The sequence below is a fragment of the Burkholderia sp. IO2 genome, assembly GCF_029522185.1.
Lineage (GTDB): Bacteria > Pseudomonadota > Gammaproteobacteria > Burkholderiales > Burkholderiaceae > Burkholderia > Burkholderia cenocepacia.
The window spans coordinates 246,171-267,931 of the sequence record NZ_JAKWFH010000001.1; the positions used below are offsets into that span (position 1 = coordinate 246,171).

Sequence of the window (21,761 nt, forward strand, 5' to 3'; positions counted from 1 at the left end):
GAAGGATTCGTGGGTTCAATGCGGGAGCCCGGCCTGTACGTCGCGCACGGGTTCGTTGTCGACACGCAGCAGCAGCGCGGTCAGGGCGTCGCCGCTGGTGGCGCGCGCGGCCGGCCGGGCCACCGCATCCGAGCGGCACAGCAGGTCGGCGTCCGACCAGCCGGCGCTGCCCGGCAACGCCCGCGCCCGCAGCCACCCGCGTCGATCGGCGAGCAGTTGCGTGCCGGCGAGTGCCTCGGGTGCGACGCCGGCAATCGTCGCGAACGCGCGCCACGCATCGGCGGTCGTCGCGACGCAGTTCGCGCGCGAGCCGGTCGACGGCGGCACCAACCCCCCGTTTTCGGTGACGAGCAAGGTCTGCCAGCGCGCGTCTTCCGGCGGTGGCGTGGCGCCCGGCTCGAGCGCGACGACGCGCACGCGCTGGCCTTCGCGCCAGCGCTCGAGCGCTTGAGGCGCGGCGCCGCCGCACCGCACGTCGAGGGCCGGCAGCGGGACCGGCACCAGCCACGCGCCTTCCGCCTGCGCGCCGCTGCCGGCGGCCAGCGCTTTCAGGTAGTCGAGCACGGCCCAGGTGTCCTGCGGGCCGAGTGTCGCCGCGAAGCCGGGCATCGTCGACGCGCCGTGCTCGTCCTGCGTGCCGTGGCGCACGCGCCAGAACAGTTCGCCGTCGAGGCGACGCGCGAGCAGCGCGCCGGCGAAGGTCGGCGGCCAGTGCGCGAGCGTGGCGGCGAGCGGCCCTTCACCGCGTCCGTCCGCGCCGTGGCAGGCCGCGCAATGTTGCGTATACAGGTGCGCGCCGCGCATCACGTTCGCTACGGAAAACGGCGCGGGATCGCGCTGGAAGCTCGTCGGCACGGCCGGCGCGAGCCACAGCGAAGCGGGCGGCCACGGCGCGAACCACGCGACGGCCAGTGCGGCGATGGCCGATGCGATACGCCACTTGCGCGAAGCGAGCGCGGTGCACGCGAGCACGACGGCCAGCGCCGTCACGCCGCAGGCGAGCGCGAGCTGCCGCGTGAGCCCCGCGTCGATGCGCAGCGTTTCGAGCGCGATGCGATGCGCCCACGGCCACGCGGCCTGGCCATCGGCGTCGCCGGTCAGGCCGATCGCGTGGAGCCCATGCGCCAGCGCGATTTGCGCGCGATACAGCAGTTGCAGGAACGCGATGGCCCAGTCGGCGAACGGCGGCGCATTCATCGCGCGCGTCTCCGCCGGACGGCAATCAAACGTCGAACGGCATCCGGCATCTACCAGCTCGCATCGAGCCCGAGATGCCGCAGCGCGTCGTGGCGCAAGGCGGCGAGGCGCGGGTCGCCGCGATGGCGCGGGTAGGGCAGGTCGACGCGCAGTTCGGCGACGATCCGGGCCGGCCGCGGCCCGAACACGATCACGCGCTGCGCGAGGAACAGCGCTTCTTCCACGTCGTGCGTGACGAGCAGCGCGGAGAACCCGTCGCGCTGCCACAGCGCGGTCAGCTCGGCCTGCATCGTGAGCCGCGTCAGCGAATCGAGCTTGCCGAGCGGCTCGTCGAGGATCAGCAGGCGCGGATCGTTGACGAGCGCGCGGGCGAGTGCGACGCGCTGCGCCATCCCGCCGGACAACTGATGCGGAAACACGTTCGCGAACTCCTGCAGCCCGACGCGCGCGAGCGCATCGTCGACGCGATGCTGCGCGGTGCGCGCCACCCCGCGCGCTTCGAGGCCGAGCGCGACGTTCGCGCGCACGCGCCGCCACGGGTACAGCGTCGGGTCCTGGAACACGACGATGCGCGACGGATCGGGGCGCTCGATCGGCACGCCGTCCTGCGCGATGGTGCCTTGCCGCGCGGCGTCGAGCCCCGCGACGAGGCGCAGCAGCGTCGATTTCCCGCAGCCGCTCGGGCCGAGCAGTGCGACGAATTCGCCGGCCGCGACCGACAGCGACACGTCGTCGAGCACCGGCAGCGCGCCGCCGGGGCCGTCGAACGCGTGGCTGACGCGGCGGATGTCGATGCGCGCGCCGCGCGGCGGCGTGACGGCGGGCGCCGCGGCAATGGCCGCGGACGGTTCGAGTACGGCGGCGCTTACCATTTGACGGTTCCTTTCTGCCACGCGAGCACACGGTCGCGCAGCGCGAACAGCAGCGCGATCAGCCCGGAAAACAGCAGCGCCATCACGATCAGCGCCGCATACATGTTCACGTACGACGCCCAGCCCTGCGCCCAGCTCAAATACCAGCCGAGCCCCGACTTGACGCCCATCATCTCGGCGACGACCAGCACCGTGAACGATGCGCTGAGCCCCATGAAAATGCCGACGAACACGTGTGGGAGCGCGGCCGGAATCGCGACGCGCAGCACGAGGAAGCGCGCGTTCGCGCCGAGCGTGCGCGCGACGTCGTAGTACTGCTTGTTCACGCTCGCGACGCCCGACCACGTCAGGACGGCAACCGGGAAGCCCGTCGCCAGCGCGATCAGGAACGCGGCGGCCGAATAGCTCGACGGGAAGAAGTAGAACGTGAGCGGCAGCAGCGCGGTGGCCGGCACCGGCCCGAGCACGCGCAGCACCGGATGCACCCAGTAGCCGATCCGGCGCGACCAGCCGATCGACACGCCCACCGCGAAGCCGACCGTGACGCCGTACGCGAAGCCGAGCGCGAGCAGCTTCAGCGTGTTGGCGGCGCTGCCGGCGAGGCGCGGCCAGTCGTCGACGTAGACTTCGATCAGCGCCTGCGGCGGCGCGAAGAACGGCGTCGGCAGCCAGCCGGTTTTCGCGGTGACGATTTCCCACGCGGCGAGCACGAGCGGCAGCGCGACGAGCCACGGGCCGGCCGGACGCACGCGTGCGAGCCGCGTGCGGGTCGCCGCAACGAGATGGCCGAGCGTCGCGGCGACGAGCAGCAGCGCGGCGATCGTCCACGCGGCCGTGCCGAACGTGTCGGTGTACGCCCAGTCGCTGAAGCCGACGATCCGGTTCGGCCACAGTTGCGTGAGCGCGCCGAGCGCGGCCCACGCGACTGCGGCGGCGACCCCGATCGGCCAGATACGCTCGCGCCGCGCTTGCGCGGCCAGCGTGGCGTCGCACGTCGTGCAGGCCGGGCGAGCGGAAGCTGTAGCGTTGGCGGCGGCGCCGGCCGGAGCCGATGCGGTGCGTGCGGCGGAAGCGTGTTCGATCGTCGACATCGCGTTACCCCAGTACGTTCGCATAGACCTGCTGCGCGAAGCGCTGCGGGTCCGTGCTCTTCTTCAGTACGCTGATGCGGCGGAAATCGTCCGCATAGAACGCGATTTCCTGCTGCAGGTCGACGTTGGTCGGGTGATGCGTGTAGGTGAGCGTCGCGTACAGCCTGCGCAGATCCTCGGGGCTGATCTTCGGCGAATACTTCGCGAACACCTTCGCGGCTTCGTTCGGGTTGTCGTGCGTGTACTCGGTGGCCTGCACGATCGAGCGCGCGAGCGCGGCGGCCGACGGCCGGTCGTTGCGCACGAGGTCGCCGCGCGCGCCGATCACGCAGCACACCTTGCGCGCGTATTCGCCGGACAGGTTGGTCGCGAGTTCGGTATACGCGCCGTTGCTGCGCTTTTCGAGCAGATAGAGGTTCGGGTCGCCGTCGGCGATCGCGTGGATTTCGCCCTTGTCGACCGCGACGCCGAGCAGGTCGGCCGGATACTGTCGCCACGTGATGTCGCGCTCCGGATCGATGCCGTTCTTCGCGAGCAGGATCGAGAAGAAGTGCTTGCCGGGCGCGGCCAGATCGCTGACGCCGACCGTCTTGCCCTTCAGCGCCTGCAGCGTCGTGACGCCGGCTGCCTTCGCGCCAAGCAGGCGCACGCAGCCGCCGTGCGAGCTGCCGATGATCTTCACGTCGAAGCCGGCTTCGAGCGGCTTGAGCCAGCGGTGGATCATCCCGACCGCCGCGTCGGCCTTGCCGGTCGCGATCGATTCGAGCAACTGGTCGGTCGAGCCGCTGTAGTTGATCAGCTCGACCTTCAGCCCGTTCTTCTCGAAGAAGCCGCGCTCCTGCGCGACGACGATCGGCGTCAGGCAGAACGCGTTCTGGTTCCACGCGAACGTCAGCTTCTTCAGCGGCGGCGCGGACCAGGCCTTGCGGCCGAGCGTGATCGCCGGTACGGCGAGCGCGGCGGCGCCGGCCGCGCGCAGCAGCCGGCGGCGTTGGTCGTCGTGCGCGTCGGCGGGCGCGGGTGCGGTGGTGTGGGTCATTGTGTGGTCTCCGGGGTAGCGCAAGGGCGGCTCAGTCGAGCAGGTCGGGTTCGTCGGCGACGACGCGCGCGAACAGGCTGTCGAACGCATGCAGCGCGCCGTCGGGGCCGCCGATCTGGCCGTGCGTATGGCGCGCGGTCGCGTGATCGATCGGCTGCGGCGTGCCGGCCGCTTCGGCCAGCAACTGCGTGTGCGCGGCGTTGTCGAGCGCGATGTACCACCACGCGGCGGCCTCGACCGTCGGGCCGGCCGTCAGGATGCCGTGGTTCTTCAGGATCACGCCCTTGTGCGTGGTGCCGTCCGGCTTCGCGAGCGCCTCGGCGATCCGCGCGCCTTCGCTGGTGTCGACGACCATCCCCGTGAAATCGTCGAACAGCGCGTGATCCTCGTAGAACACGCACGCGTCCTGCGTGAGCGGATCGAGCGGGCGACCGAGCGTCGACCAGGCCTTGCCGTAGGTCGAATGCGTGTGCGCGGCGGCGACCACGTGCGGATGGGCTTCGTGGATCGCCGCATGGATCGCGAACGCGGCCTTGTTCAGCGGCCGCTGGCCGATCGCGGTTTCGCCGCGTGCGTTGACGAGCAGCAGGTCGGACACCTTGATCTGCGAGAAATGCACGCCGAGCGGGTTCACCCAGAAATGGTCGGGCAGCTCCGGATCGCGCGCGGTGATGTGGCCGGCGAGGCCCGACGCGAAGCCGAAGCGCGCGAACAGCCGGAACGCGGCTGCGAGCCGCTCCTGCCGGTGGCGGCGCTCGGCGGCCACGTCGATGCGCGGCGCGGGCGGATCGAACCAGAAGTGCTGGCGCGGGGTGTCGGCGAGCACGAGGCCCGATGCGGTACGGTTGGGGGGCGAAAGGACGGCGGACATGATCGCGTAGGGCTCCGTTGGGCTCAGGCGGCGCGGCGTGCCGCGTCGCGTTCGGCGACGGCGTTGCGCACGCGCGGAATCAGTTCGCGGCCGTAGTCGATCGCGTCTTCCAACGGGTCGAAACCGCGGATCAGGAAGGTCGTCACGCCGAGGTCGTAGTAGTCGAGCAGCGCGTCGGCGACCTGTTCGGGCGTGCCGACGAGCGCCGTCGAATTCGAGCGCGCGCCGGTGAGCTTCGCGATCTCGGTCCACAGTCGCTTGTCGACGCGCGAGCCGCGCTCGGCCGCGGCGAGCAGGCGGCGCGCGCCTTCGCTCTGCTGCGGGCCGCCGGCGCCGAGTCCCGCCGCTTCGCGCAACCGGCGCGTTTCGTCGAGGATGCGGTGCGCGCGCGCCCACGCTTCGTCCTCGGTCGCCGCGAGGATCGGGCGGAACGACACGGAGAAGCGCACCTGGCGGCCGTGCTTCGCGGCTTCGGCGCGTACGCGGGTCGTCAGGTCGCGCACCTGGTCGAGCGATTCGCCCCACAGCGCATAGACGTCCGCGTGCTTGCCGGCCACCGCGAGCGCGGCTTCCGACGCGCCGCCGAAGTAGATCGGCACATGCGGCTGCTGGAACGGCTTCACTTCCGAAAAGCCCTGCTTGAACCGGTAGTGCGCGCCGTCGTGATCGAACGGCTGCGTTTCCGTCCAGATCCGCCGCAGGATGCCGAGGTATTCGTCGGTGCGCGCATAGCGTGCGTCGTGATCGAGGAAATCGCCGTCGCGCTGCTGTTCGCTGTCCGAGCCGCCGGAGATGAAGTGCACGGCGAGCCGGCCGCGGCTGAACTGGTCGAGCGTCGCGATCTGCCGCGCGGCGAGCGTCGGCGCGGTGAATCCCGGGCGATGCGCGAGCATGAAGTGGATGCGCTCGGTCGCGGCCGCTGCAAACGCGATCGTCAGCGTCGCCGACGGGCCGGTCGAGTGATGCGGCACGAGGATCCGGTCGAAGCCGGCCGTTTCGTGGGCGCGGGCAAAGTCGCGCACATAGTCGGGATCGACCACGGGGCCGGACGCCGGGTGGATTTCCGACTGCTTCTGGCTCTGGATCATGCCGATGAATTCGACGCTCATCTGGGTCTCCGGTGCAGGGACGTCCCGGCGCACGGCCGGGCAGGAATGGAGCGCAGGTTAACGCCGGGATCATGCGGAATGGAAATAATCAATCCCGATTTGAATATCAGATTTGCATGGTTTGGGGCCGCATGCGTTGCGCATACGCTATGGGCTCGCGAATGATCGGGCGCGCGTTGGCGCCGTTCTCGTCGCCGTGTCCGAACTACCCAGGGAATCCGTTTCGATGTCCGCCAGCCTTGCCGCTTCCTCGCCGCCACCGCAACCTGCGCTGCGCCTTCTGCCTGCCGATGCCGCCGGCACCGCCGACGTTGCGGACGCAGACGCCGACGGGACGAACGACGCGCGCCTCGCCGCGCGGCTCGAACACCTCGCCCCCGAACTCGCCGCCGATGCGGCCCGCAACGACGTCGACGGCCGTTTTCCGCACGAGAACTTCGCGCGGCTGCATCGTGCCGGGCTGATCGCGCAGGTCGTGCCGCGCGAGCACGGCGGCGCCGGGGCGACGCTGGTGCAGGCGAGCCGGATCGTCGCCGCCGTCGCGCGGGCCGATCCCGCCACCGCGCTGGTGCTGACGATGACGTACCTGCAGCATCGCGCGCTCGGCCGCGCCGACAACCGCTGGCCGGCGCAGGTGCGGCGCGCGGTGTTCGACAGCGCGGTCGCGCACGGTGCGCTGATCAATGCGCTGCGCGTGGAGCCGGCGCTCGGTTCGCCGTCGCGCGGCGGGCTGCCGGCGACCATCGCGCGCCGCGATGGCGACGGCTGGCGGCTCTCGGGCCACAAGCTGTACAGCACCGGCATTCCGGCGCTGCGCTGGCTGGCCGTGTGGGCGCGCACCGACGAGCCGACGCCGCGCGTCGGCGTGTTTCTCGTGCCGCGCGACCCTGACACCGACGGCGATCGCATCCGCGTGATCGAAAGCTGGAATCACCTCGGCCTGCGCGCGTCGGGCAGCCATGAAGTCGTGTTCGACGACGTGCCGCTGCCGGCCGATCATGCGGTCGACGTGCGTGCGCCGGACGCATGGGTCGTGTCGGCTGCCACGCACGCGGATGCCGACGCGCAGGCCGATCAGCAGGCGTGGATGGTCGCGTTGCTCGGCAGCCTGTACGACGCGGTGGCGCGCGCATCGCGCGACTGGCTGGTCGAGTTCGCGACGACGCGTGCGCCGAGCGGGCTCGGCGCACCGCTCGCGACGCTGCCGCGCGTGCAGGAAGCGGTCGGCGAAATCGAGGGCTGGCTGCACGCGAATCGCGTGCTGCTCGACGATCACATCGCGCGCACCGACGCCGGCAATGCGCCGTCGGTGACGACCAGCGGCCTCGTCAAGCGGACCGTGACCGAGCAGGCGATCCGCACGGTCGAGCAGGCGCTGAAGCTGTCGGGCAATCACGGGTTGAGCCGCACCAATCCGCTGGAGCGCCACTATCGCGACGTGCTGTGCAGCCGCGTGCATACGCCGCAGGACGATGCGATCGCGGTGGCGGCGGGGCGGGCGGCGCTCGATGCGGCGACGCCCGGAGCAACGAACGCGGCGGCGGGCGGAACGTCACGCGACGGGATCGAACGCGACCGACGCGATGCGTGAACGGGGTCGGGTGGCCCCGCAGGTCATTGGGGCGGCGCGTTGCCGACGCCGCCCGGTGTGGTCACGCAGCCTGGTCGTGCGTCTGCTCGGCGACCGCGAACGCGGTCCGCGCATGCGCGGCGACGACCGCGAGCGGCGCGTCGAAGCGGGCCGCATCGTGCCGGCGCAGCAGCCACAGGTCGATCTGCGGCTTGAAATCGGCGAGCGGCACGATGTCGAGCGCATCGCGCAGCGGGCTGCCTTCGACGAGCGGCAACGGCATCAGCCCGAGGCCGAAGCCGTTCGCGACGCTCTGCAGTTGCAGGTCGCGGCCGTACGCATCGAGCGTGACCGGCATCGGCAGGCCCTGCGCGTCGAGCGCGCGCCGCAGGCCCGCACGAAAGCCGCAGCCGTCCGGATTGAGCACCCAGCCGCGCGCGTGGCAATCGGCGAGCCGGTAGCTGCGGCGCGGCCAGTCGCCCTTGCGGCCGACCGCGACGAGCCGTGTGGCCAGCAACCGAACGCCTTCGACCTGCGCCGGCAGCACCATCTCGCGCGCGAGGAAGACCAGCGCCGCCTCGAGTTCGCGGCGGGCGATGCGTTCGACGAGCTGGCCGCCCCATGCGGTCGTGACCTGCGTCGCGAGCGCGGGCCACTGCGCGCCGAGATCCGCGATGAGCGCCGGCAGCATCAGCTCGCCGAGCCCTTGCGTGAGCCCGATGCGGAATTCGCCAGCGGGCGGTTGCCCGCCGGCCGTCAGTTCGCGCAGCGCATCGACCTCGCGCAGGATCGCGCGACACTGGTCGAATACCTGCCGGCCGATGTCGGTCGGGCGTGGCGGTTTCGTGTTGCGGTCGAGCAGCGTCACGCCGAGCGCTTCCTCGAGATTCTGGACGCGCCGCGTGATCGCGGGCTGCGTCATCCCGAGCTCGGCTGCGGCCTGGCTCAGGGTCTGGCAGCGGACGACCGCTGCAAAAGCGTCGATATCGCTAATTTTCATGTTTGTTCTGCATGGTCTTTCGGGTGCATCATGACGATCCATCATATTCGGCATCATATTCGAGGAGACAGCCGATGAGTACGCTTTCGTTGCAACAGACGCCGCTGCGTCCGTTCGTCGAGGGTCTGGATGCGCTGCTCGCGTCCGGCGCGAACGAGGCGCGCATTCTCGACGAGGGCGGCGCGCTGCTCGCCGCGCTCGTCGAACACGACGACTGGTTGCCCGACGCGTTCGCGCAGCCCGATCCCGAGCGTTACCGGCAGTACCTGTTGCATCTCGACCCGGACGAGCGCTTCTCGGTCGTCAGCTTCGTGTGGGGACCCGGCCAGGCGACGCCGATCCACGACCACACGGTGTGGGGGCTGATCGGGATGCTGCGTGGCGGCGAGTTCTCGCAGCCGTACCGGTTCGACGCGGCCGGCAAGCCGGTGCCCGCGGGCGACGCCGTGCGGCTGCAGCCGGGCGAGGTCGAGGCCGTGTCGCCGCGCATCGGCGACGTGCATCGCGTGACCAACGCGTTCGCCGACCAGGTATCGATCAGCATCCACGTGTACGGCGCGAACATCGGCAAGGTCGAGCGCGCGGTGTACCTGGACGACGGGACCGTGAAGCCGTTCGTGTCGGGCTATTCGAATGCCTGACGTACAGCCCGCTGGCGTGGCCCGTTGCGGGTGCGCGCCGGCAGGGCGAAGATCGAGCCGTTCCGCTTCATTCACCGACTTCAACGTATTCAACATAGAGACATCGTGACGCAATCCGCCGATTCCATTTCCCGCTTTCCCGTCGCGTCGTACCAGGACGTACGCGCGCGCCTGCTGGCCCGTGACGAGATCGCGCTGATCGACGTACGCGAGGAAGATCCGTACGCGCAGGGCCATCCGTTGTGGGCCGCCAACTTTCCGTTGTCGAAGCTCGAACTCGACGCGTGGACCCGGATTCCGCGCCGCGACACGCCGATCGTCGTGTTCGGCGAAGCGGGCGGTGAGGATCTCGCACCGCGCGCGGCCGCCACGCTCGCGCGGCTCGGCTACACCGACGTGCGGCTGCTCGACGGCGGCCTCGCGGGCTGGGTCGCGGCGGGCGGCGAACTGTTCATCGACGTGAACGTGCCGAGCAAGTCGTTCGGCGAATGGGTCGAGGCCGAGCGCCATACGCCGTCGCTGTCCGCGCAGGAGGTGCAGGCGCTGATCGACGCGAAAGCCGATGTGGTGATCGTCGATGCGCGGCGCTTCGACGAATACCAGACGATGAACATCCCGACGTCGACCAGCGTGCCGGGCGCGGAACTCGTGCTGCGCGTGCGGGCGCTCGCGCCGAATCCGCACACGCAGGTGATCGTCAACTGCGCGGGCCGCACGCGCAGCATCATCGGCACGCAGTCGCTCGTCAACGCGGGGCTGCCGAATCCGGTCGCCGCGCTGCGCAACGGCACGATCGGCTGGACGCTGGCCGGCCAGACGCTCGAGCGCGGCGCGGCGCGCCGCTTTCCGGACGAGATCGACGCGGCGCAGCGCGCCGATGCGCGTCGGGCCGCCCGCGCGGTGGCCGAGCGCGCCGGCGTGCCGCGTATCGCGCTGGCCGACGTCGCCGCGCTCGACGAACCGGGCCGCACGCTGTATCGCTTCGACGTGCGTACGCCGGAGGAATACGAAGCCGGCCATCTGCCGGGCTTCCTGAGCACGCCGGGCGGCCAGCTCGTGCAGGAGACCGACCATCACGCGGCCGTGCGCGGCGCGCGGATCGTGCTGGCCGACGACGACGGCGTGCGCGCGGACATGACCGCGTCGTGGCTCGCGCAGATGGGCTGGGACGTGTGCGTCGTCGAGCCGGCCGGCACCGCGGCATTCGCCGAGCGCGGCCAGCCGCCGCGCGACGTGCCGGCAACGCCGCCCGCGACCGACGTGTCGCCCGCGACGCTCGCCGGCTGGCTGAAGGAGGCCGCGCCGGGCGAGCTCGCGATCGTCGACGTGACGGCCAGCGCGAACTACGTGAAGCGTCATATTCCGGGCGCGTGGTTCGCGGTGCGCGCCCAGCTGCGCGACGCGCTGGCGGCGATTCCGCCCGCGAAGCGCTACGTGTTCACGTGCGGATCGAGCCTGCTGGCACGGTTCGCGGCGGACGATGCGCGCGCGCTGCTGCCGGAGTCGGCCGACATCCGCGTGCTGACCGGCGGCACGGCCGCGTGGATCGACGCCGGGCTGCCGCTGGAGAGCGGCGAGACCCGTCTCGCGTCGCCGCGCGTCGACCGCTACCGGCGCCCGTACGAAGGCACCGACAACGCGGCTGCCGCGATGCAGGCGTATCTCGACTGGGAATACGGACTCGTCGACCAGTTGAAGCGGGACGGCACGCACCACTTCAACGTGATCTGACCGACGCGAGGCGACCGGCTGCGGCGCGTCGCGCGCCGCGCCCGGTCACGATGCGGATCGGCGCGTGAACGTATCGACGGCCGTGCGGCCGACGGCCGGATCGTCGGTGAAGAAGCCGTCGATGCCGGCGCGCAGGTACGCCTGGATCTCGCGCACCGAGCCGGCCGTGTTGCGCGTGGACGGCGTGCCGCCGTCCTTCAGCGACGCGGGCAGGAAGTTGTTCTCCGGACGGAACGTGTACGGATGTACGACGAGGCCGGCCTCGTGCGCATAGCGCACGTACGGCGTCGGCTGCTGCAGCGTGCCGTCTGCGGCGACCGCGATGATCGACGTCTTGTACGGCCCGACGCCGTTCGCGTAGGTCGCGATCTCGCGCATGCCGTCGCGCGTCGACAGGTCGCCGTAGGTGCGCGTGTCGTTCGCCTTCACGAAGTCGTACGGGCGCTGCTGCGCTTCGTCCATCAGCTGCACGAGCTTCCAGTTCGGCTGGCTCGACTTGATCCGGTTGCGGATCGCCTTCAGGTTCGCGACTTCGAACGACTGGATGTAGACGGTCGCCGTGCGCGACGTGTACGCATCCTTCAGCAGCGCGTCGACGAGGCGGTCCTCGAGCGGCAGGCCGATCGACTGGAAGTAGGTCGGATGCTTGGTTTCCGGATACAGGTGGATCGTGCGGCCGGTCTGCGCGGACATCTGCTTCGCGAGCGCGACGATCTCGTCGAACGTCGGAATCTCGAACTGGTCGTTGTACGCGGTGTTGGCGGGGCGCACCTGCGGAATCCGCTCGCGCGCCCGCAGCGTCTTCAGCTCGGCGAGCGTGAAATCCTCGGTGAACCAGCCGGTCAACTGCGCGCCGTCGATCGTCTTGGTCGCCTTGCGGCTCGCGTACTGCGGCAGCGTCGAGACGTTCGTCGTGCCCGAGATCTCGTTCTCGTGGCGCGCGACCAGCACACCGTCGCGGGTCGACACGAGGTCGGGCTCGATCACGTCCGCGCCGTCCTCGATCGCCTTGCGGTACGACGCCAGCGTGTGTTCGGGGCGCAGCGCGCTCGCGCCGCGATGGCCGACCACCTGGACCTTCGCGGAAATCGGCTGCGTGGGATCGCGCGTCAGGTCGTCGTCGCCGCCGCACGCGGCGAGCAGGAACGTGGCGGCGCAGGCGAACGGGACGTAGCGCAGGGAGGTCGGGCGCTTGAGGAGCATGTCGATGAACCTTCGAAACGGAGTCGGAAAAGAGGGCGCTCGCGCCGGTGGCCGGGCAGGGCGCCGGGCTACGCGGAATCGAACGGTGCGCGATCGTCGCACCGAATAATTACATATGTATTACTTCGACCTTTCCGTTCGTTTTTCGGCGGCGAGGCACGCGCCAGGCGGTTGATCCGGGGCTTGCCCGCCCCGCATTCCGGCCGCCTCGGGCTGCCCGCGCGCCGGATGCACTAAACTTGCGGGAATTTTGCATCGCCGCCGCGGGGCCGACGCCCGCCTGGCGCGACGATGCGGCGACTCGCGGGCCGGCGCGGGCGCCCGGCGCCCGTGTGCGTCCGGGCCCGCGCCGGCCGATTTTTTCCGACCCATGACGACCCATACCGATCCCGCCTATCTGCTCGGCGAGCTGCTGAAGAACGTTTCCCGCTCCTTCTACCTGACGCTGCGCGTGCTGCCCGACGGCATGCGCGACCCGGTCGGCCTCGCGTATCTGCTCGCGCGCGCAGCCGACACGATCGCCGACACGGCGCTCGTCGCGCCCGACCGCCGCGCGGCGCTGCTGACCGACCTGCGCGACGACATCGAGCGGCTCGGCGACGGCGTGGCGCTGTCGCGTTCGCTCGAGGACGTGACGCGGTTGCAGACCGATTCGCACGAGCACGTGCTGCTCGGCTCGATGGAGCCGATGCTCGCGCTGCTGCGCGCGCAACCGGAGGCCGATCGCGCGTCGATCCGCAAGGTCGTCGCGACGCTCACCGCGGGGATGGAATTCGACCTGCGCACGTTTCCGGACGAGCAGTCGGGGCAGGTCGCGTCGCTGCCGACCCGCGACGTGCTCGACCGCTACACGTATCTCGTCGCGGGCTGCGTCGGCGAGTTCTGGACCGACATGACGGGTGCGCACACGCGCGCCGCGCGCGGCTGGGATCTGCCGGACATGCGCGAGAAGGGCATCCGTTTCGGCAAGGCGCTGCAGATGACCAACATCCTGCGCGACTGCGCGAAGGACTTGCGCATCGGTCGCTGCTACCTGCCCGACGACGTGCTGCGCGCACACGGGCTCGTCGTGGCCGACCTGATGCAGCCAGAAGCATCGGAACGTGCGCGCGGCGTGCTGGTCGACCTGCTGCGCGTCGCACTCGACCAGTATCGTGACGCCTGCCTGTATACGCTCGCGATCCCGCGCCGCTTCGTGCGGCTGCGGCTCGCGTGCCTGTGGCCGATCATGATCGGCCTCGAAACGCTCGAACTGCTGGCCGGCCACGATGCGTGGCTCGACCCGGCGAAGCCGGCCAAGGTGCCGAGAAAGCGCGTCTACCGGATCATGGCGGCGTCGCTTGCGCTGGTCGGTTCGAACACGGCGATCCGCGCGCGTCTGACCGCGCTCGCCGACGCGGTGTCCGCGCGGCTCGCGCGCCCCGCAGCGCAGCACTGAAGCGCGCCGGCGCGACAGGCGCCGGCATCGCTTCCGGCCCGCGTTCGCCGGGCCGTTCCCGTCTAGTCTCCGGCACGCCGACTAAAACGTTTTCATGATTTCGTGTCTCGAAATGTGGGTGTCACGAACGTCAGCGATCCTGCGCGGCGGCGTGAATCGCGGCGTCAGCTTCGATCGCGCATTTGTAAGATGATTTTTTGCCGAAGGCGTCTGACGACATTGGACGGCCGCGTTGCACCCGTAAAAATGTAAAGCTAGGGTTTTCACCGGGAAATGCCGGAAAGGCCCGCCGCACAAGCATTTCGAGGTGTTATGTAACCGTTTGGTGAACCCGCGCGTTGCGTCGATCATACGATGACCGACTGCTCGTATTGGGAAACAATTGGTAATCCGTCAGAATCGCGTCGGCATGTACTCGCACATGTGTCAGTCATAAAACCACACCAGAAAAGAAATCATTCTTTGAGGACGGAGAATCAATGAAAAAGCGCGTCGCTTTCGCCATGACGGCAGTGGGCCTTGCAGCCGCTACCGCCGCCCACGCCCAGAGCAGCGTGACCCTGTACGGTATCGTCGACAACGGTCTGGCATACCAGAACAACGCAGCCCCGACGACGGGCGCGACGACCGGCGGTCACTCGAAGGTGTCGATGTCCAGCGGCGTATGGGCAGGCAGCCGCTTCGGCCTGAAGGGCAGCGAAGATCTCGGTGGCGGCACGAAGGCGATCTTCCAGTTGGAGGCGGGCGTGAACTCCGCGACCGGTGCATCGCAATGGACGGGCGGTATCTTCACCCGCCAGGCATGGGTCGGTATGACGAACCAGGCGTACGGTACGCTGACGGCCGGCCGTCAGTACACGGCGTACTACACGCTGCTGTCGCCGTATAGCCCGACGACGTGGCTGACGGGCGCATACGGCGCGCACCCGGGCGATATCGATTCGCTGGATACCAGCTACCGCGCGAACAACTCGCTCGTCTACATGTCGCCGAAGTTCTACGGCTTCACGGTCGGCGGTTCGTACTCGTTCGGCGGCGTGCCGGGCAGCGTGAATCGCGGCTCGACGTGGAGCGCGGCGGTCCAGTACCTGAATGGCCCGGCAGGCATCGCGGTCGGCTACCAGAAGGTCAACAACTCGACGCTCGGCGGCGGCGCGTGGGGCGACAACTCGACGGTCACGAGCGGCGGCCAGCCGGCGGTGTCCGCGATCAACAACGGTTATCAGACGGCGCAGTCGCAGCAGCGCATCGGCGTGACGGCCGGCTACCAGTTCACGCCGGCGTGGGACGTGTCGGCGTCGTACACGAACGTCAAGTACACGCCGGGCATCGGCTCGGTGTTCCACAACAGTGCGATCTTCAACACGGCTGGCGCCGTGCTGCACTGGAAGGCAGCGGCTCAGTGGGACTTCGCAGTGGGCTACTCGTACACGGCGGCGACGCAGTCGAACGGCATCACGAGCGCGGCCAAGTACCATCAGGTCACGCTGTCGCAGTACTACAGCCTGTCGAAGCGCACGGGCCTGTACGCACTCGAGGCTTACCAGCACGCGTCCGGCAATACGCTGAGCAAGGCTGGCACCATCCAGGCAGCGACGACGCAAATCGGCGACGGCGTGGCGGCAGGTTCGAAGCAGAACCAGATCGCTGTCGGCGTCGGCATGATCCACCGCTTCTGATGTCGCGCGGCGCGCAAGCGCCGCTCACGGCATGCGGTATGAAAAAACCGGCCTTCGGGCCGGTTTTTCCGTTTACGTCGCGAGCCGATGCACGATGCGTCGTGTCGGATCACTGATCGATCGGCGACTTCAGCGGCTGATGCTCGCCCGTCAGCCCGAACACGACGAGCTGCGCGGGTTCGGTCGCGCTCGCGTTGCGCGACACCTGATGGCGCGAGCCGGGCGGCTCGTACCAGCCTTCGCCGGCGCGATAGCGGCGCAGCGGGCCGCCGTTCACCTGCGACAGCACTTCGCCTTTCGACACGACGGCGAACACCGAGCCGAGATGCTTGTGCGCGTCGGAGGCCTGGCCGGGCGCATAGTCGACGGTCGCGACGACGACGCGCTTGGCCGGCGCTTCGGGCACGGCCTGCTGCATGATCGCGTGCACGCTGTCGCCGGCGTCGTGCGCGTGGGCGCCGGCCGGCAGTGCCGCAGCGAGCGCGAGCCCGGCGTACAGCGCGACGCGAGGGTGCGGAGAGCGGATCATCGTCGGCTCCTCACTCGGGCATCTTGCGGAACGCGATCGCGAAGCGGTTCCACGAGTTGATCGTCGCGATCAGCATCGACAGGTCGAACAGTTCCTCGTCGGTGAAATGCGGCTTCACGGCTTCCCAGACGGCGTCGGGCACATGATTGCTGGCCACCAGCGTCAGCGCCTCGGTCCATTCCAGCGCCGCGCGTTCGCGCTCGGTGAAGAACGGCGTTTCGCGCCACGTGCCGACGGTCGCGAGACGGCGATCGGTTTCGCCGCCCTTGCGCGCGTCGGTCGTGTGCATGTCGACGCAGAACGCGCAGCCGTTGATCTGCGACGCGCGCAGGCGGACGAGTTCGGCGAGCGGCTTCTCGATCGAGCTTTTCGCGAGGAATTCCTCGGCATTGCGCATCACCTTGATGGCATTCGGGCTGGCGGCATAGAAGTTCAGGCGCGGTTGCATGGCAGGTCCTTTTCGGTCGGGTTGCGCCAGGGTGGCGCGACAGGACCTACTTTAGGTCGTGCACTGGCCTGCTTGAATAGCCAATTCCATCGAAATTCAGGTGACCAGTGGCGACCCGCCCGCGATGCCGGCATCCAGCAGCGCGGCCAGCTTCGCGAGCGCCGTGTCGATGCGCAGCGCGTCGATCCCGCCATAGCCGAACAGCAGCCCGGGGCGCACCGGCACGCCCACGTGGAACGCCGAGATCCCGTACAGGCCGACGTCCTGCGCTCGCGCCGCGCGGACCAGCGCCGCTTCGTCGAGCCCCGGCTTCAGGTGCGCGGCGAGATGGATGCCGGCGGTCGGCACGATCGCGTCGAACCACGGCGCGAGCGCGCCGCGCAAGTGTGCGATCAGCATCTTGCGGCGCGCGTCGTAGTGCTTCTGCACGCGTTTCAGGTGCCGCGCGAAATCGCCTTCGTGCATGAAGCGGGCGAGCGCCGCCTGCGTGAGCGTGCAGGTGTGCCAGTCGACGATCTGCTTCGCCTTGGCCAGCGCGCCGCGCAGCGCGCGCGGCGGAATCGCGTAGCCGATCCGCAGCTCGGGAAAGATCGTCTTCGAGAAGGTGCCGACGTACGCGACGAGGCCCGTGCGGTCGAGGCTCTTCAGCGATTCGACCGGCCGGCCTTCGAAGCGGAATTCGCCGTCGTAGTCGTCCTCGATGATCACCGCGCGGCGGCGCTGCGCCCATTCGAGCAGCGCGACGCGGCGCTCGAGCGTCATCGGCATGCCGAGCGGGAACTGGTGCGACGGCGTCACGTAGACGAGCCGCGCGTCGTCGGGCAGCCGGTCCGTGACGAGGCCCTGCGCGTCGACCGGCACGCCGATCACCGTCGCGCCGAGCGACGCGAACGCGGCGCGCGCGGGCGGATAGCCGGGATCCTCGACCGCGACGACGTCGCCCGGCCGCACGACGACGCGCGCGAGGAGGTCGAGCGCCTGTTGCGCGCCTTGCGTGACGAGCACGTCGTCCCAGCTGCAGGCGACCGCGCGGCTGAAGGCGACGTAGCGCGCGATCGCACCGCGCAACTGCGGGTCGCCGGCCGGATCGTGATACTGGCCGGGGCCGCGCGCCTGCTGGCGCAGTGCGTGATGCAGGCAGCGCCGCCATGCGTCGAACGGGAACAACGTCTTGTCGGTCACGCCGCCGCGAAAGTCGAAGCCGGGCGAGTCTTGCGGCGTGGGCATCGCGAGCGCGTCGGGCAGCGCGTTCCACAGCGCGCGCGCATCGACCGCGTCGATGCGCGGCACGTCGTCGACGATCGACGGCGCCGACATCGCGGCGGCGTGCGGCACGCGCGCCAGGCCGTCGGCGACGAACGTGCCGTCGCCGGCGCGGGTATTCAGGAAGCCCTCGGCCACCAGTCGCTCGAACGCGTCGAGCGTCGTCTTGCGCGACACGCCGAGCTGTTTCGCGAGGTCGCGCGTCGACGGCAGCCGCGCGCCGCCTTCGAGACGCCCGTCGACGATCGCGGTGCGCAGTTGCCGGAAGATTTGCCCCGTCAGGTCGTGACGGCCTTCGATGCGGATCGCGATGTCCATCGCAGTGGTTACCTCGATTCGTGTAATTTCGCGTGGATCAGCATACCGGAAGTCCGGCGCGCTAGCGGCGGTTCGACGGCTCGCCGCCGCAGCCGCCCTCGCCGGATTGGACCGCCGCCCGTCGCTGCTTTACGATCGACGACACCGTCACCGTGGAGCGACCTCATGCTGTCCGAAGACGAACTGGCGCTGCTCGACGCGATCCGCGCCACCGGCAGCCTGTCGCGCGCCGCCGCGCGGCTCGGCAAGGCGCCGTCGACGGTGTCGCACGCGGCGCGCCAGCTCGAAACGCGCTTTGACGCGCTGCTGTTCGACCGGCGCGGCTACCGGCTGCAGCTCACGCCGGCCGGGCAATTGCTGGCCGACGAGGCCGCGCGGCTGGCGCTCGACGTCGCCCGGCTGACGCAGCGCGTGCGGCAGGTCGCGAGCGGCTGGGAGGACCGGCTGTGGATCGTCAGCGACGAGGTGCTGGAGTTCGATACGCTTCTGCCGGTCGTCCGCGCATTCGATGCGCTCGATTCCGGCGTGTCGCTGCGCTTCACGCACGAGGTGCTCGGCGGGACCTGGGAAGCGTTGCGCGACGGCCGCGCGGACCTGGTCGTCGGCGCGACCAACGAGCCGCCGGCGATTCCGGGCTTCAAGTGGTTCGAACTCGGCGCGATGGACTGGGTGTTCGCGGTGTCGCCGCGCCACCCGCTGGGGGCCGCGAGCGGGGTGCTGACGCGCGATGCGATCGGCGCGCACCGCGCGGTCGTCGTCGCCGATTCGTCGCGGCGGGCCGGTCGCGCGTATGGCCTGCTCGGCGGGCAGGCGGTGCTCGCGGTGCCGTCGATGCGCGCGAAGATCCTCGCGCAGCGCGATGCGCTCGGCGTCGGCTGGGTGCCGCGCCGGCGCGTCGCGTCGCTGCTCGCGCGCGGCGAACTGGTCGAGAAGCCGACGGCCGACCCGCGCGAGCCGAACCGGCTGTACGTCGCGTGGCACGGCGACCGCGATGGCCGCGCGCTGCAATGGTGGCTGGAGCAACTGCGCGAGCCGCGACTCGCGCAGCGGCTGCTCGACGGGATCGACGTGGTCGGCTGAGCACGCTCGGGCCAACATGTTCGACGTTTTCGAACATGTCCGTCGCGCCCGTCGTACGGCAACGCCGCGCGCCGCGCGCATCCTGTGTTCACGGTCAACTCACCGGTTCACAGGAGAACATCATGCAACGCTTCGAAGGAAAGACGGTCCTCGTCACGGGCGGCAACAGCGGCATCGGCCTGGCGGCCGCCAAGGGATTCGCGGCCGAAGGCGCGCGGGTCGTCATCACCGGGCGCGACGCCGAAACGCTGGAAGCCGCCCGTCAAACGCTCGGCGAAGGCGCGCTCGCGATTCGCAACGAAGCCGGCAGCGTCGCGTCGGCGCGCGCGCTGGCCGACGCGCTCGCCGCCGCCGGCGTGCGGCTCGACGCCGTATTCGTCAACGCGGGCGTCGCGAAGCTCGCGCCGTTCGCCGACAGCGACGAAGCGATGTGGGATCTCGTGTTCAACACCAACGTGAAGGGCGCGTATTTCCAGATCCAGTCGCTCGTGCCGCTGCTGAATCGCGGCGCATCGATCGTGATCAACGGCTCGATCAACGCGCATATCGGGATGCCCGGCTCGTCGGTGTACGCGGCGAGCAAGGCGGCCGTCAATTCGTTCGCGAAGACGCTGTCGACGGAACTGCTGCCGCACGGCGTGCGCGTGAACGTGGTGAGCCCGGGGCCCGTGCAGACGCCGCTGTACGGCAAGCTCGGCCTCGATGCGGCGACGCTCGACGCGACGGCCGACAAGATCAAGGGCCTCGTGCCGATCGGCCGGTTCGGCACGCCGGACGAAATCGCCTCGACGGTGCTGCACCTGAGCGCGCCGGAATCCGCGTTCATCGTCGGCGCGGAGATCATCGCGTCGGGCGGGATGGGGTTGCTCTGACGGGCGACAGGGGCGGGGCCGTCACCGGCGTTGCGATGCCGGGCGATCGGCCCCGCACCCGTGGCTATCGGGCAGTGCAGGCGCCGCGCGAGTCGTCGCCGGTTTGCAACTGCGTCACCGTCAACCCCGCGAACGTCGCGCGGCCTTGCTCGGCGAACACGGCCACGCGATCCGCATCGCGCGGCGGAAAGATCAGGTCCGTCAGTGCGACGCGACCGCCGTTCGCGAATACTTCGACCGACCCGCGATCGACGACGATCTCGAGCCGCAGTTGCCCGCGTTCGAGCGGCAGATCGACGATGTGCTCGCGGCTGAACGTGCCGGCGAAATTCGCTTCGCCGGATCGCGCACGGTCGAGCGTCAGCGTGCGCTTCGCGGTGTCGTACACGATCCGGGTGCCGATCGAACCATCGGCCGAGCGCCGGACGATCAGGCCCGCGCGTGCGGCACGCTGCGGCGAGATCGTCACCGTGATGCGCTGGACGACACCGCGTGTGGCGGCCGATAGCGGTCGGGTAGCGGAGTCGACCGTCAGGTCGCCTTCATGCACGGCCGGCCGGCCGTCGGCCCATGCGTCGAACGCGGCGGCGGGCGCGACGATGAGGGTCGGCTCGCCGTCGATCGCCTTCAGCGACAGTTCGCGCGGCAGCGTGGTTGCGCCACGCCATGGCGTGGTCGGTACCTTGGCCGCGTAATCCCAGTTGCTCATCCATGCGATCGCGACCGGCCGGGCCCCCGGTGCGCCGGAGAACGTGCCGGCCGCATAGAAGTCGGCGCCATGGTCGACCCAGCGGAACTGCGCGGGATCGGAGCCCGCCGGCGCGACGCGGTCGGGCGTAAACGTGCGGCCGTCGAAATCGCCGACGAAATACATGGCGCCGGAACCGCCCGCGATCGACCACGGATTCACGTTGACGATCATCACCCACTTGATTCGCTTCGGATCGCCGTCGAGCGGCAGCGGTATGAGGTCCGGCATTTCCCACAGCGCGCCCGCATGCGGCACGTCCGGCAGCGTGAAGTCGCTCAGGAACGACCAGTGGATCAGGTCGTCGGAACGATAGAGCTTCACGACCTGCGCATCGGCGACGACCGTCGTCATCAGCCAGTAGCCGCCCGCCGCATACCACGACACTTTCGGGTCACGAAATTCCTTCGATTCGGGATCGAGCGTCAGCACCGGGTTGTGCGCATACGGCTGCCAGGTCGTGCCCTGATCGAGGCTGTACGCGAGCGACTGCGCCTGGATGCCGGGCGCGTGACCCGAGCCGGGCTTGTAGACGCTCGTGTAAAGCGCGACGAGCGGCGTGTGGCCCGGCGTGCCGAGGCCGGACGTGTTCAGGGTGTCGGCGACGATCGAGCCCGAGAAGATTTCCTCGGTGGCGCTCGCGCGCATCGCGACCGGCTGCTCGCGCCAGTGGACGAGATCGGTGCTGGTCGCGTGCCCCCACGACATGTTGCCCCAGTCGTTGCCGAGCGGGTTGTACTGATAGAACACGTGATAGCGGCCGTTCTCGTAGACGAGCCCGTTCGGATCGTTCATCCAGTTGCGCTGCGGCGTGTAGTGGAGGGCGGGCCGCCATTGCGGCGTGCCGGTTTCGGGCGGCGCGTGGCACGGGGCGGCGACGACCTGCGTGCACGCCAGGCAGGCGAACAACAGGCGAACGAGCCGGACGGAACAGCGGAAAGACGTCGATTTCATGCGGGGGCCGGGCGCTTCGTCGGGCGAAGCGGGTAAGGAGCGCACCTGCCGCCTGTACCGACGACATGCGCAAAGGTCAAAAGAAACGGCGGAAGAAAAAGAGGAGGC

19 protein-coding genes are annotated in these 21,761 nt (G+C 69.8%); 7 read left to right on the forward strand and 12 right to left on the reverse strand.

Going from position 1 to position 21,761, the window contains the following annotated elements; translation table 11 throughout:
- Positions 1–15 precede the first annotated feature (15 nt).
- Genes MMB92_RS01015 through MMB92_RS01040 form a run of 6 tightly spaced genes read right to left on the reverse strand, consistent with a single transcriptional unit; the run spans position 16 to position 6,179 of the window.
- The gene (locus MMB92_RS01015) at positions 16–1,197 is read right to left on the reverse strand and encodes a cytochrome c (protein WP_012493303.1); all 1,182 of its coding nucleotides are present in this window, start codon (positions 1,195–1,197) and stop codon (positions 16–18) included.
- 50 nt (positions 1,198–1,247) lie between these two features.
- Positions 1,248–2,069: an ABC transporter ATP-binding protein gene (locus tag MMB92_RS01020; RefSeq protein ID WP_006488658.1), complete on the reverse strand. Its 822-nt coding sequence runs from the start codon at positions 2,067–2,069 to the stop codon at positions 1,248–1,250.
- Positions 2,063–3,160 carry an ABC transporter permease subunit gene (locus tag MMB92_RS01025; RefSeq protein ID WP_080322722.1) on the reverse strand — a complete coding sequence of 366 codons (1,098 nt, stop codon included), beginning with the start codon at positions 3,158–3,160 and terminating at the stop codon, positions 2,063–2,065. The genes MMB92_RS01020 and MMB92_RS01025 overlap by 7 nt, the downstream gene beginning before the upstream one ends.
- Positions 3,161–3,164: 4 nt before the next feature.
- The gene (locus MMB92_RS01030; RefSeq protein WP_124632824.1) at positions 3,165–4,199 is read right to left on the reverse strand and encodes an ABC transporter substrate-binding protein; all 1,035 of its coding nucleotides are present in this window, start codon (positions 4,197–4,199) and stop codon (positions 3,165–3,167) included.
- Positions 4,200–4,230: 31 nt separating this feature from the next.
- Positions 4,231–5,070: a class II aldolase/adducin family protein gene (locus MMB92_RS01035; protein ID WP_006482666.1), complete on the reverse strand. Its 840-nt coding sequence runs from the start codon at positions 5,068–5,070 to the stop codon at positions 4,231–4,233.
- Between the two features lie 23 nt (positions 5,071–5,093).
- The gene (locus MMB92_RS01040; RefSeq protein ID WP_006494954.1) at positions 5,094–6,179 is read right to left on the reverse strand and encodes an LLM class flavin-dependent oxidoreductase; all 1,086 of its coding nucleotides are present in this window, start codon (positions 6,177–6,179) and stop codon (positions 5,094–5,096) included.
- A gap of 226 nt (positions 6,180–6,405) precedes the next feature.
- On the opposite strand from MMB92_RS01040, the gene MMB92_RS01045 reads away from it, so the two are divergent.
- Positions 6,406–7,770, forward strand: coding sequence for an acyl-CoA dehydrogenase family protein (locus MMB92_RS01045; protein WP_080330961.1), 1,365 nt, complete (start codon positions 6,406–6,408; stop codon positions 7,768–7,770).
- A 61-nt stretch (positions 7,771–7,831) separates the two neighbouring features.
- Here the strand turns inward: MMB92_RS01045 and MMB92_RS01050 are convergent, their stop codons facing one another.
- Complete coding sequence (locus tag MMB92_RS01050; protein WP_171984061.1) at positions 7,832–8,806, reverse strand: LysR family transcriptional regulator; 975 nt, start codon at positions 8,804–8,806, stop codon at positions 7,832–7,834.
- A 17-nt stretch (positions 8,807–8,823) separates the two neighbouring features.
- On the opposite strand from MMB92_RS01050, the gene MMB92_RS01055 reads away from it, so the two are divergent.
- Complete coding sequence (locus MMB92_RS01055) at positions 8,824–9,390, forward strand: cysteine dioxygenase (RefSeq protein ID WP_006482085.1); 567 nt, start codon at positions 8,824–8,826, stop codon at positions 9,388–9,390.
- Between the two features lie 105 nt (positions 9,391–9,495).
- The gene (locus MMB92_RS01060) at positions 9,496–11,121 is read left to right on the forward strand and encodes a rhodanese-related sulfurtransferase (RefSeq protein WP_058903067.1); all 1,626 of its coding nucleotides are present in this window, start codon (positions 9,496–9,498) and stop codon (positions 11,119–11,121) included.
- Positions 11,122–11,166: 45 nt separating this feature from the next.
- Here the strand turns inward: MMB92_RS01060 and MMB92_RS01065 are convergent, their stop codons facing one another.
- Positions 11,167–12,324: a glycerophosphodiester phosphodiesterase gene (locus MMB92_RS01065; protein ID WP_277562462.1), complete on the reverse strand. Its 1,158-nt coding sequence runs from the start codon at positions 12,322–12,324 to the stop codon at positions 11,167–11,169.
- Positions 12,325–12,694: 370 nt separating this feature from the next.
- Between MMB92_RS01065 and MMB92_RS01070 the strand changes: the two genes are divergently transcribed.
- Entirely contained in the window at positions 12,695–13,762 is a 1,068-nt protein-coding gene (locus MMB92_RS01070) for a phytoene/squalene synthase family protein (protein ID WP_006494948.1), read from the forward strand.
- A 479-nt stretch (positions 13,763–14,241) separates the two neighbouring features.
- Entirely contained in the window at positions 14,242–15,441 is a 1,200-nt protein-coding gene (locus tag MMB92_RS01075; RefSeq protein ID WP_006485807.1) for a porin, read from the forward strand.
- 109 nt (positions 15,442–15,550) lie between these two features.
- Here MMB92_RS01075 and MMB92_RS01080 read toward each other — a convergent pair whose 3' ends face one another.
- The 3 genes from MMB92_RS01080 to MMB92_RS01090 all read right to left on the reverse strand — a co-directional run bounded on the left by MMB92_RS01080 (position 15,551) and on the right by MMB92_RS01090 (position 17,999).
- Positions 15,551–15,970, reverse strand: a complete 420-nt coding sequence (locus tag MMB92_RS01080) for a cupin domain-containing protein (protein ID WP_006485809.1) — start codon at positions 15,968–15,970, stop codon at positions 15,551–15,553.
- A gap of 10 nt (positions 15,971–15,980) precedes the next feature.
- Positions 15,981–16,418: a carboxymuconolactone decarboxylase family protein gene (locus MMB92_RS01085; protein WP_277562463.1), complete on the reverse strand. Its 438-nt coding sequence runs from the start codon at positions 16,416–16,418 to the stop codon at positions 15,981–15,983.
- 96 nt (positions 16,419–16,514) lie between these two features.
- On the reverse strand, positions 16,515–17,999 hold the full coding sequence (locus tag MMB92_RS01090; protein WP_006485811.1) for a PLP-dependent aminotransferase family protein: 1,485 nt from the start codon (positions 17,997–17,999) through the stop codon (positions 16,515–16,517).
- 165 nt (positions 18,000–18,164) lie between these two features.
- On the opposite strand from MMB92_RS01090, the gene MMB92_RS01095 reads away from it, so the two are divergent.
- On the forward strand, positions 18,165–19,079 hold the full coding sequence (locus MMB92_RS01095) for a LysR family transcriptional regulator (protein WP_034202401.1): 915 nt from the start codon (positions 18,165–18,167) through the stop codon (positions 19,077–19,079).
- Between the two features lie 122 nt (positions 19,080–19,201).
- Positions 19,202–19,951: an SDR family oxidoreductase gene (locus MMB92_RS01100; RefSeq protein ID WP_006481722.1), complete on the forward strand. Its 750-nt coding sequence runs from the start codon at positions 19,202–19,204 to the stop codon at positions 19,949–19,951.
- Positions 19,952–20,015: 64 nt separating this feature from the next.
- Here MMB92_RS01100 and MMB92_RS01105 read toward each other — a convergent pair whose 3' ends face one another.
- Entirely contained in the window at positions 20,016–21,653 is a 1,638-nt protein-coding gene (locus MMB92_RS01105) for a glycoside hydrolase family 32 protein (RefSeq protein ID WP_212137764.1), read from the reverse strand.
- Positions 21,654–21,761 lie beyond the last annotated feature (108 nt).

What these genes read in the sequence shown, in the direction of transcription:
- MMB92_RS01040 (WP_006494954.1), bottom strand. Translation starts at nt 6,179, where the DNA reads ATGAGCGTCGAATTCATCGGCATGATCCAGAGCCAGAAGCAGTCGGAA.
- MMB92_RS01070 (WP_006494948.1), top strand. Translation starts at nt 12,695, where the DNA reads ATGACGACCCATACCGATCCCGCCTATCTGCTCGGCGAGCTGCTGAAG.
- MMB92_RS01050 (WP_171984061.1), bottom strand. Translation starts at nt 8,806, where the DNA reads ATGATGCCGAATATGATGGATCGTCATGATGCACCCGAAAGACCATGC.
- MMB92_RS01100 (WP_006481722.1), top strand. Translation starts at nt 19,202, where the DNA reads ATGCAACGCTTCGAAGGAAAGACGGTCCTCGTCACGGGCGGCAACAGC.
- MMB92_RS01025 (WP_080322722.1), bottom strand. Translation starts at nt 3,160, where the DNA reads ATGTCGACGATCGAACACGCTTCCGCCGCACGCACCGCATCGGCTCCG.
- MMB92_RS01045 (WP_080330961.1), top strand. Translation starts at nt 6,406, where the DNA reads ATGTCCGCCAGCCTTGCCGCTTCCTCGCCGCCACCGCAACCTGCGCTG.
- MMB92_RS01015 (WP_012493303.1), bottom strand. Translation starts at nt 1,197, where the DNA reads ATGAATGCGCCGCCGTTCGCCGACTGGGCCATCGCGTTCCTGCAACTG.
- MMB92_RS01080 (WP_006485809.1), bottom strand. Translation starts at nt 15,970, where the DNA reads ATGATCCGCTCTCCGCACCCTCGCGTCGCGCTGTACGCCGGGCTCGCG.
- MMB92_RS01055 (WP_006482085.1), top strand. Translation starts at nt 8,824, where the DNA reads ATGAGTACGCTTTCGTTGCAACAGACGCCGCTGCGTCCGTTCGTCGAG.
- MMB92_RS01030 (WP_124632824.1), bottom strand. Translation starts at nt 4,199, where the DNA reads ATGACCCACACCACCGCACCCGCGCCCGCCGACGCGCACGACGACCAA.
- MMB92_RS01020 (WP_006488658.1), bottom strand. Translation starts at nt 2,069, where the DNA reads ATGGTAAGCGCCGCCGTACTCGAACCGTCCGCGGCCATTGCCGCGGCG.
- MMB92_RS01035 (WP_006482666.1), bottom strand. Translation starts at nt 5,070, where the DNA reads ATGTCCGCCGTCCTTTCGCCCCCCAACCGTACCGCATCGGGCCTCGTG.
- MMB92_RS01105 (WP_212137764.1), bottom strand. Translation starts at nt 21,653, where the DNA reads ATGAAATCGACGTCTTTCCGCTGTTCCGTCCGGCTCGTTCGCCTGTTG.
- MMB92_RS01075 (WP_006485807.1), top strand. Translation starts at nt 14,242, where the DNA reads ATGAAAAAGCGCGTCGCTTTCGCCATGACGGCAGTGGGCCTTGCAGCC.
- MMB92_RS01085 (WP_277562463.1), bottom strand. Translation starts at nt 16,418, where the DNA reads ATGCAACCGCGCCTGAACTTCTATGCCGCCAGCCCGAATGCCATCAAG.
- MMB92_RS01090 (WP_006485811.1), bottom strand. Translation starts at nt 17,999, where the DNA reads ATGGACATCGCGATCCGCATCGAAGGCCGTCACGACCTGACGGGGCAA.
- MMB92_RS01095 (WP_034202401.1), top strand. Translation starts at nt 18,165, where the DNA reads ATGCTGTCCGAAGACGAACTGGCGCTGCTCGACGCGATCCGCGCCACC.
- MMB92_RS01065 (WP_277562462.1), bottom strand. Translation starts at nt 12,324, where the DNA reads ATGCTCCTCAAGCGCCCGACCTCCCTGCGCTACGTCCCGTTCGCCTGC.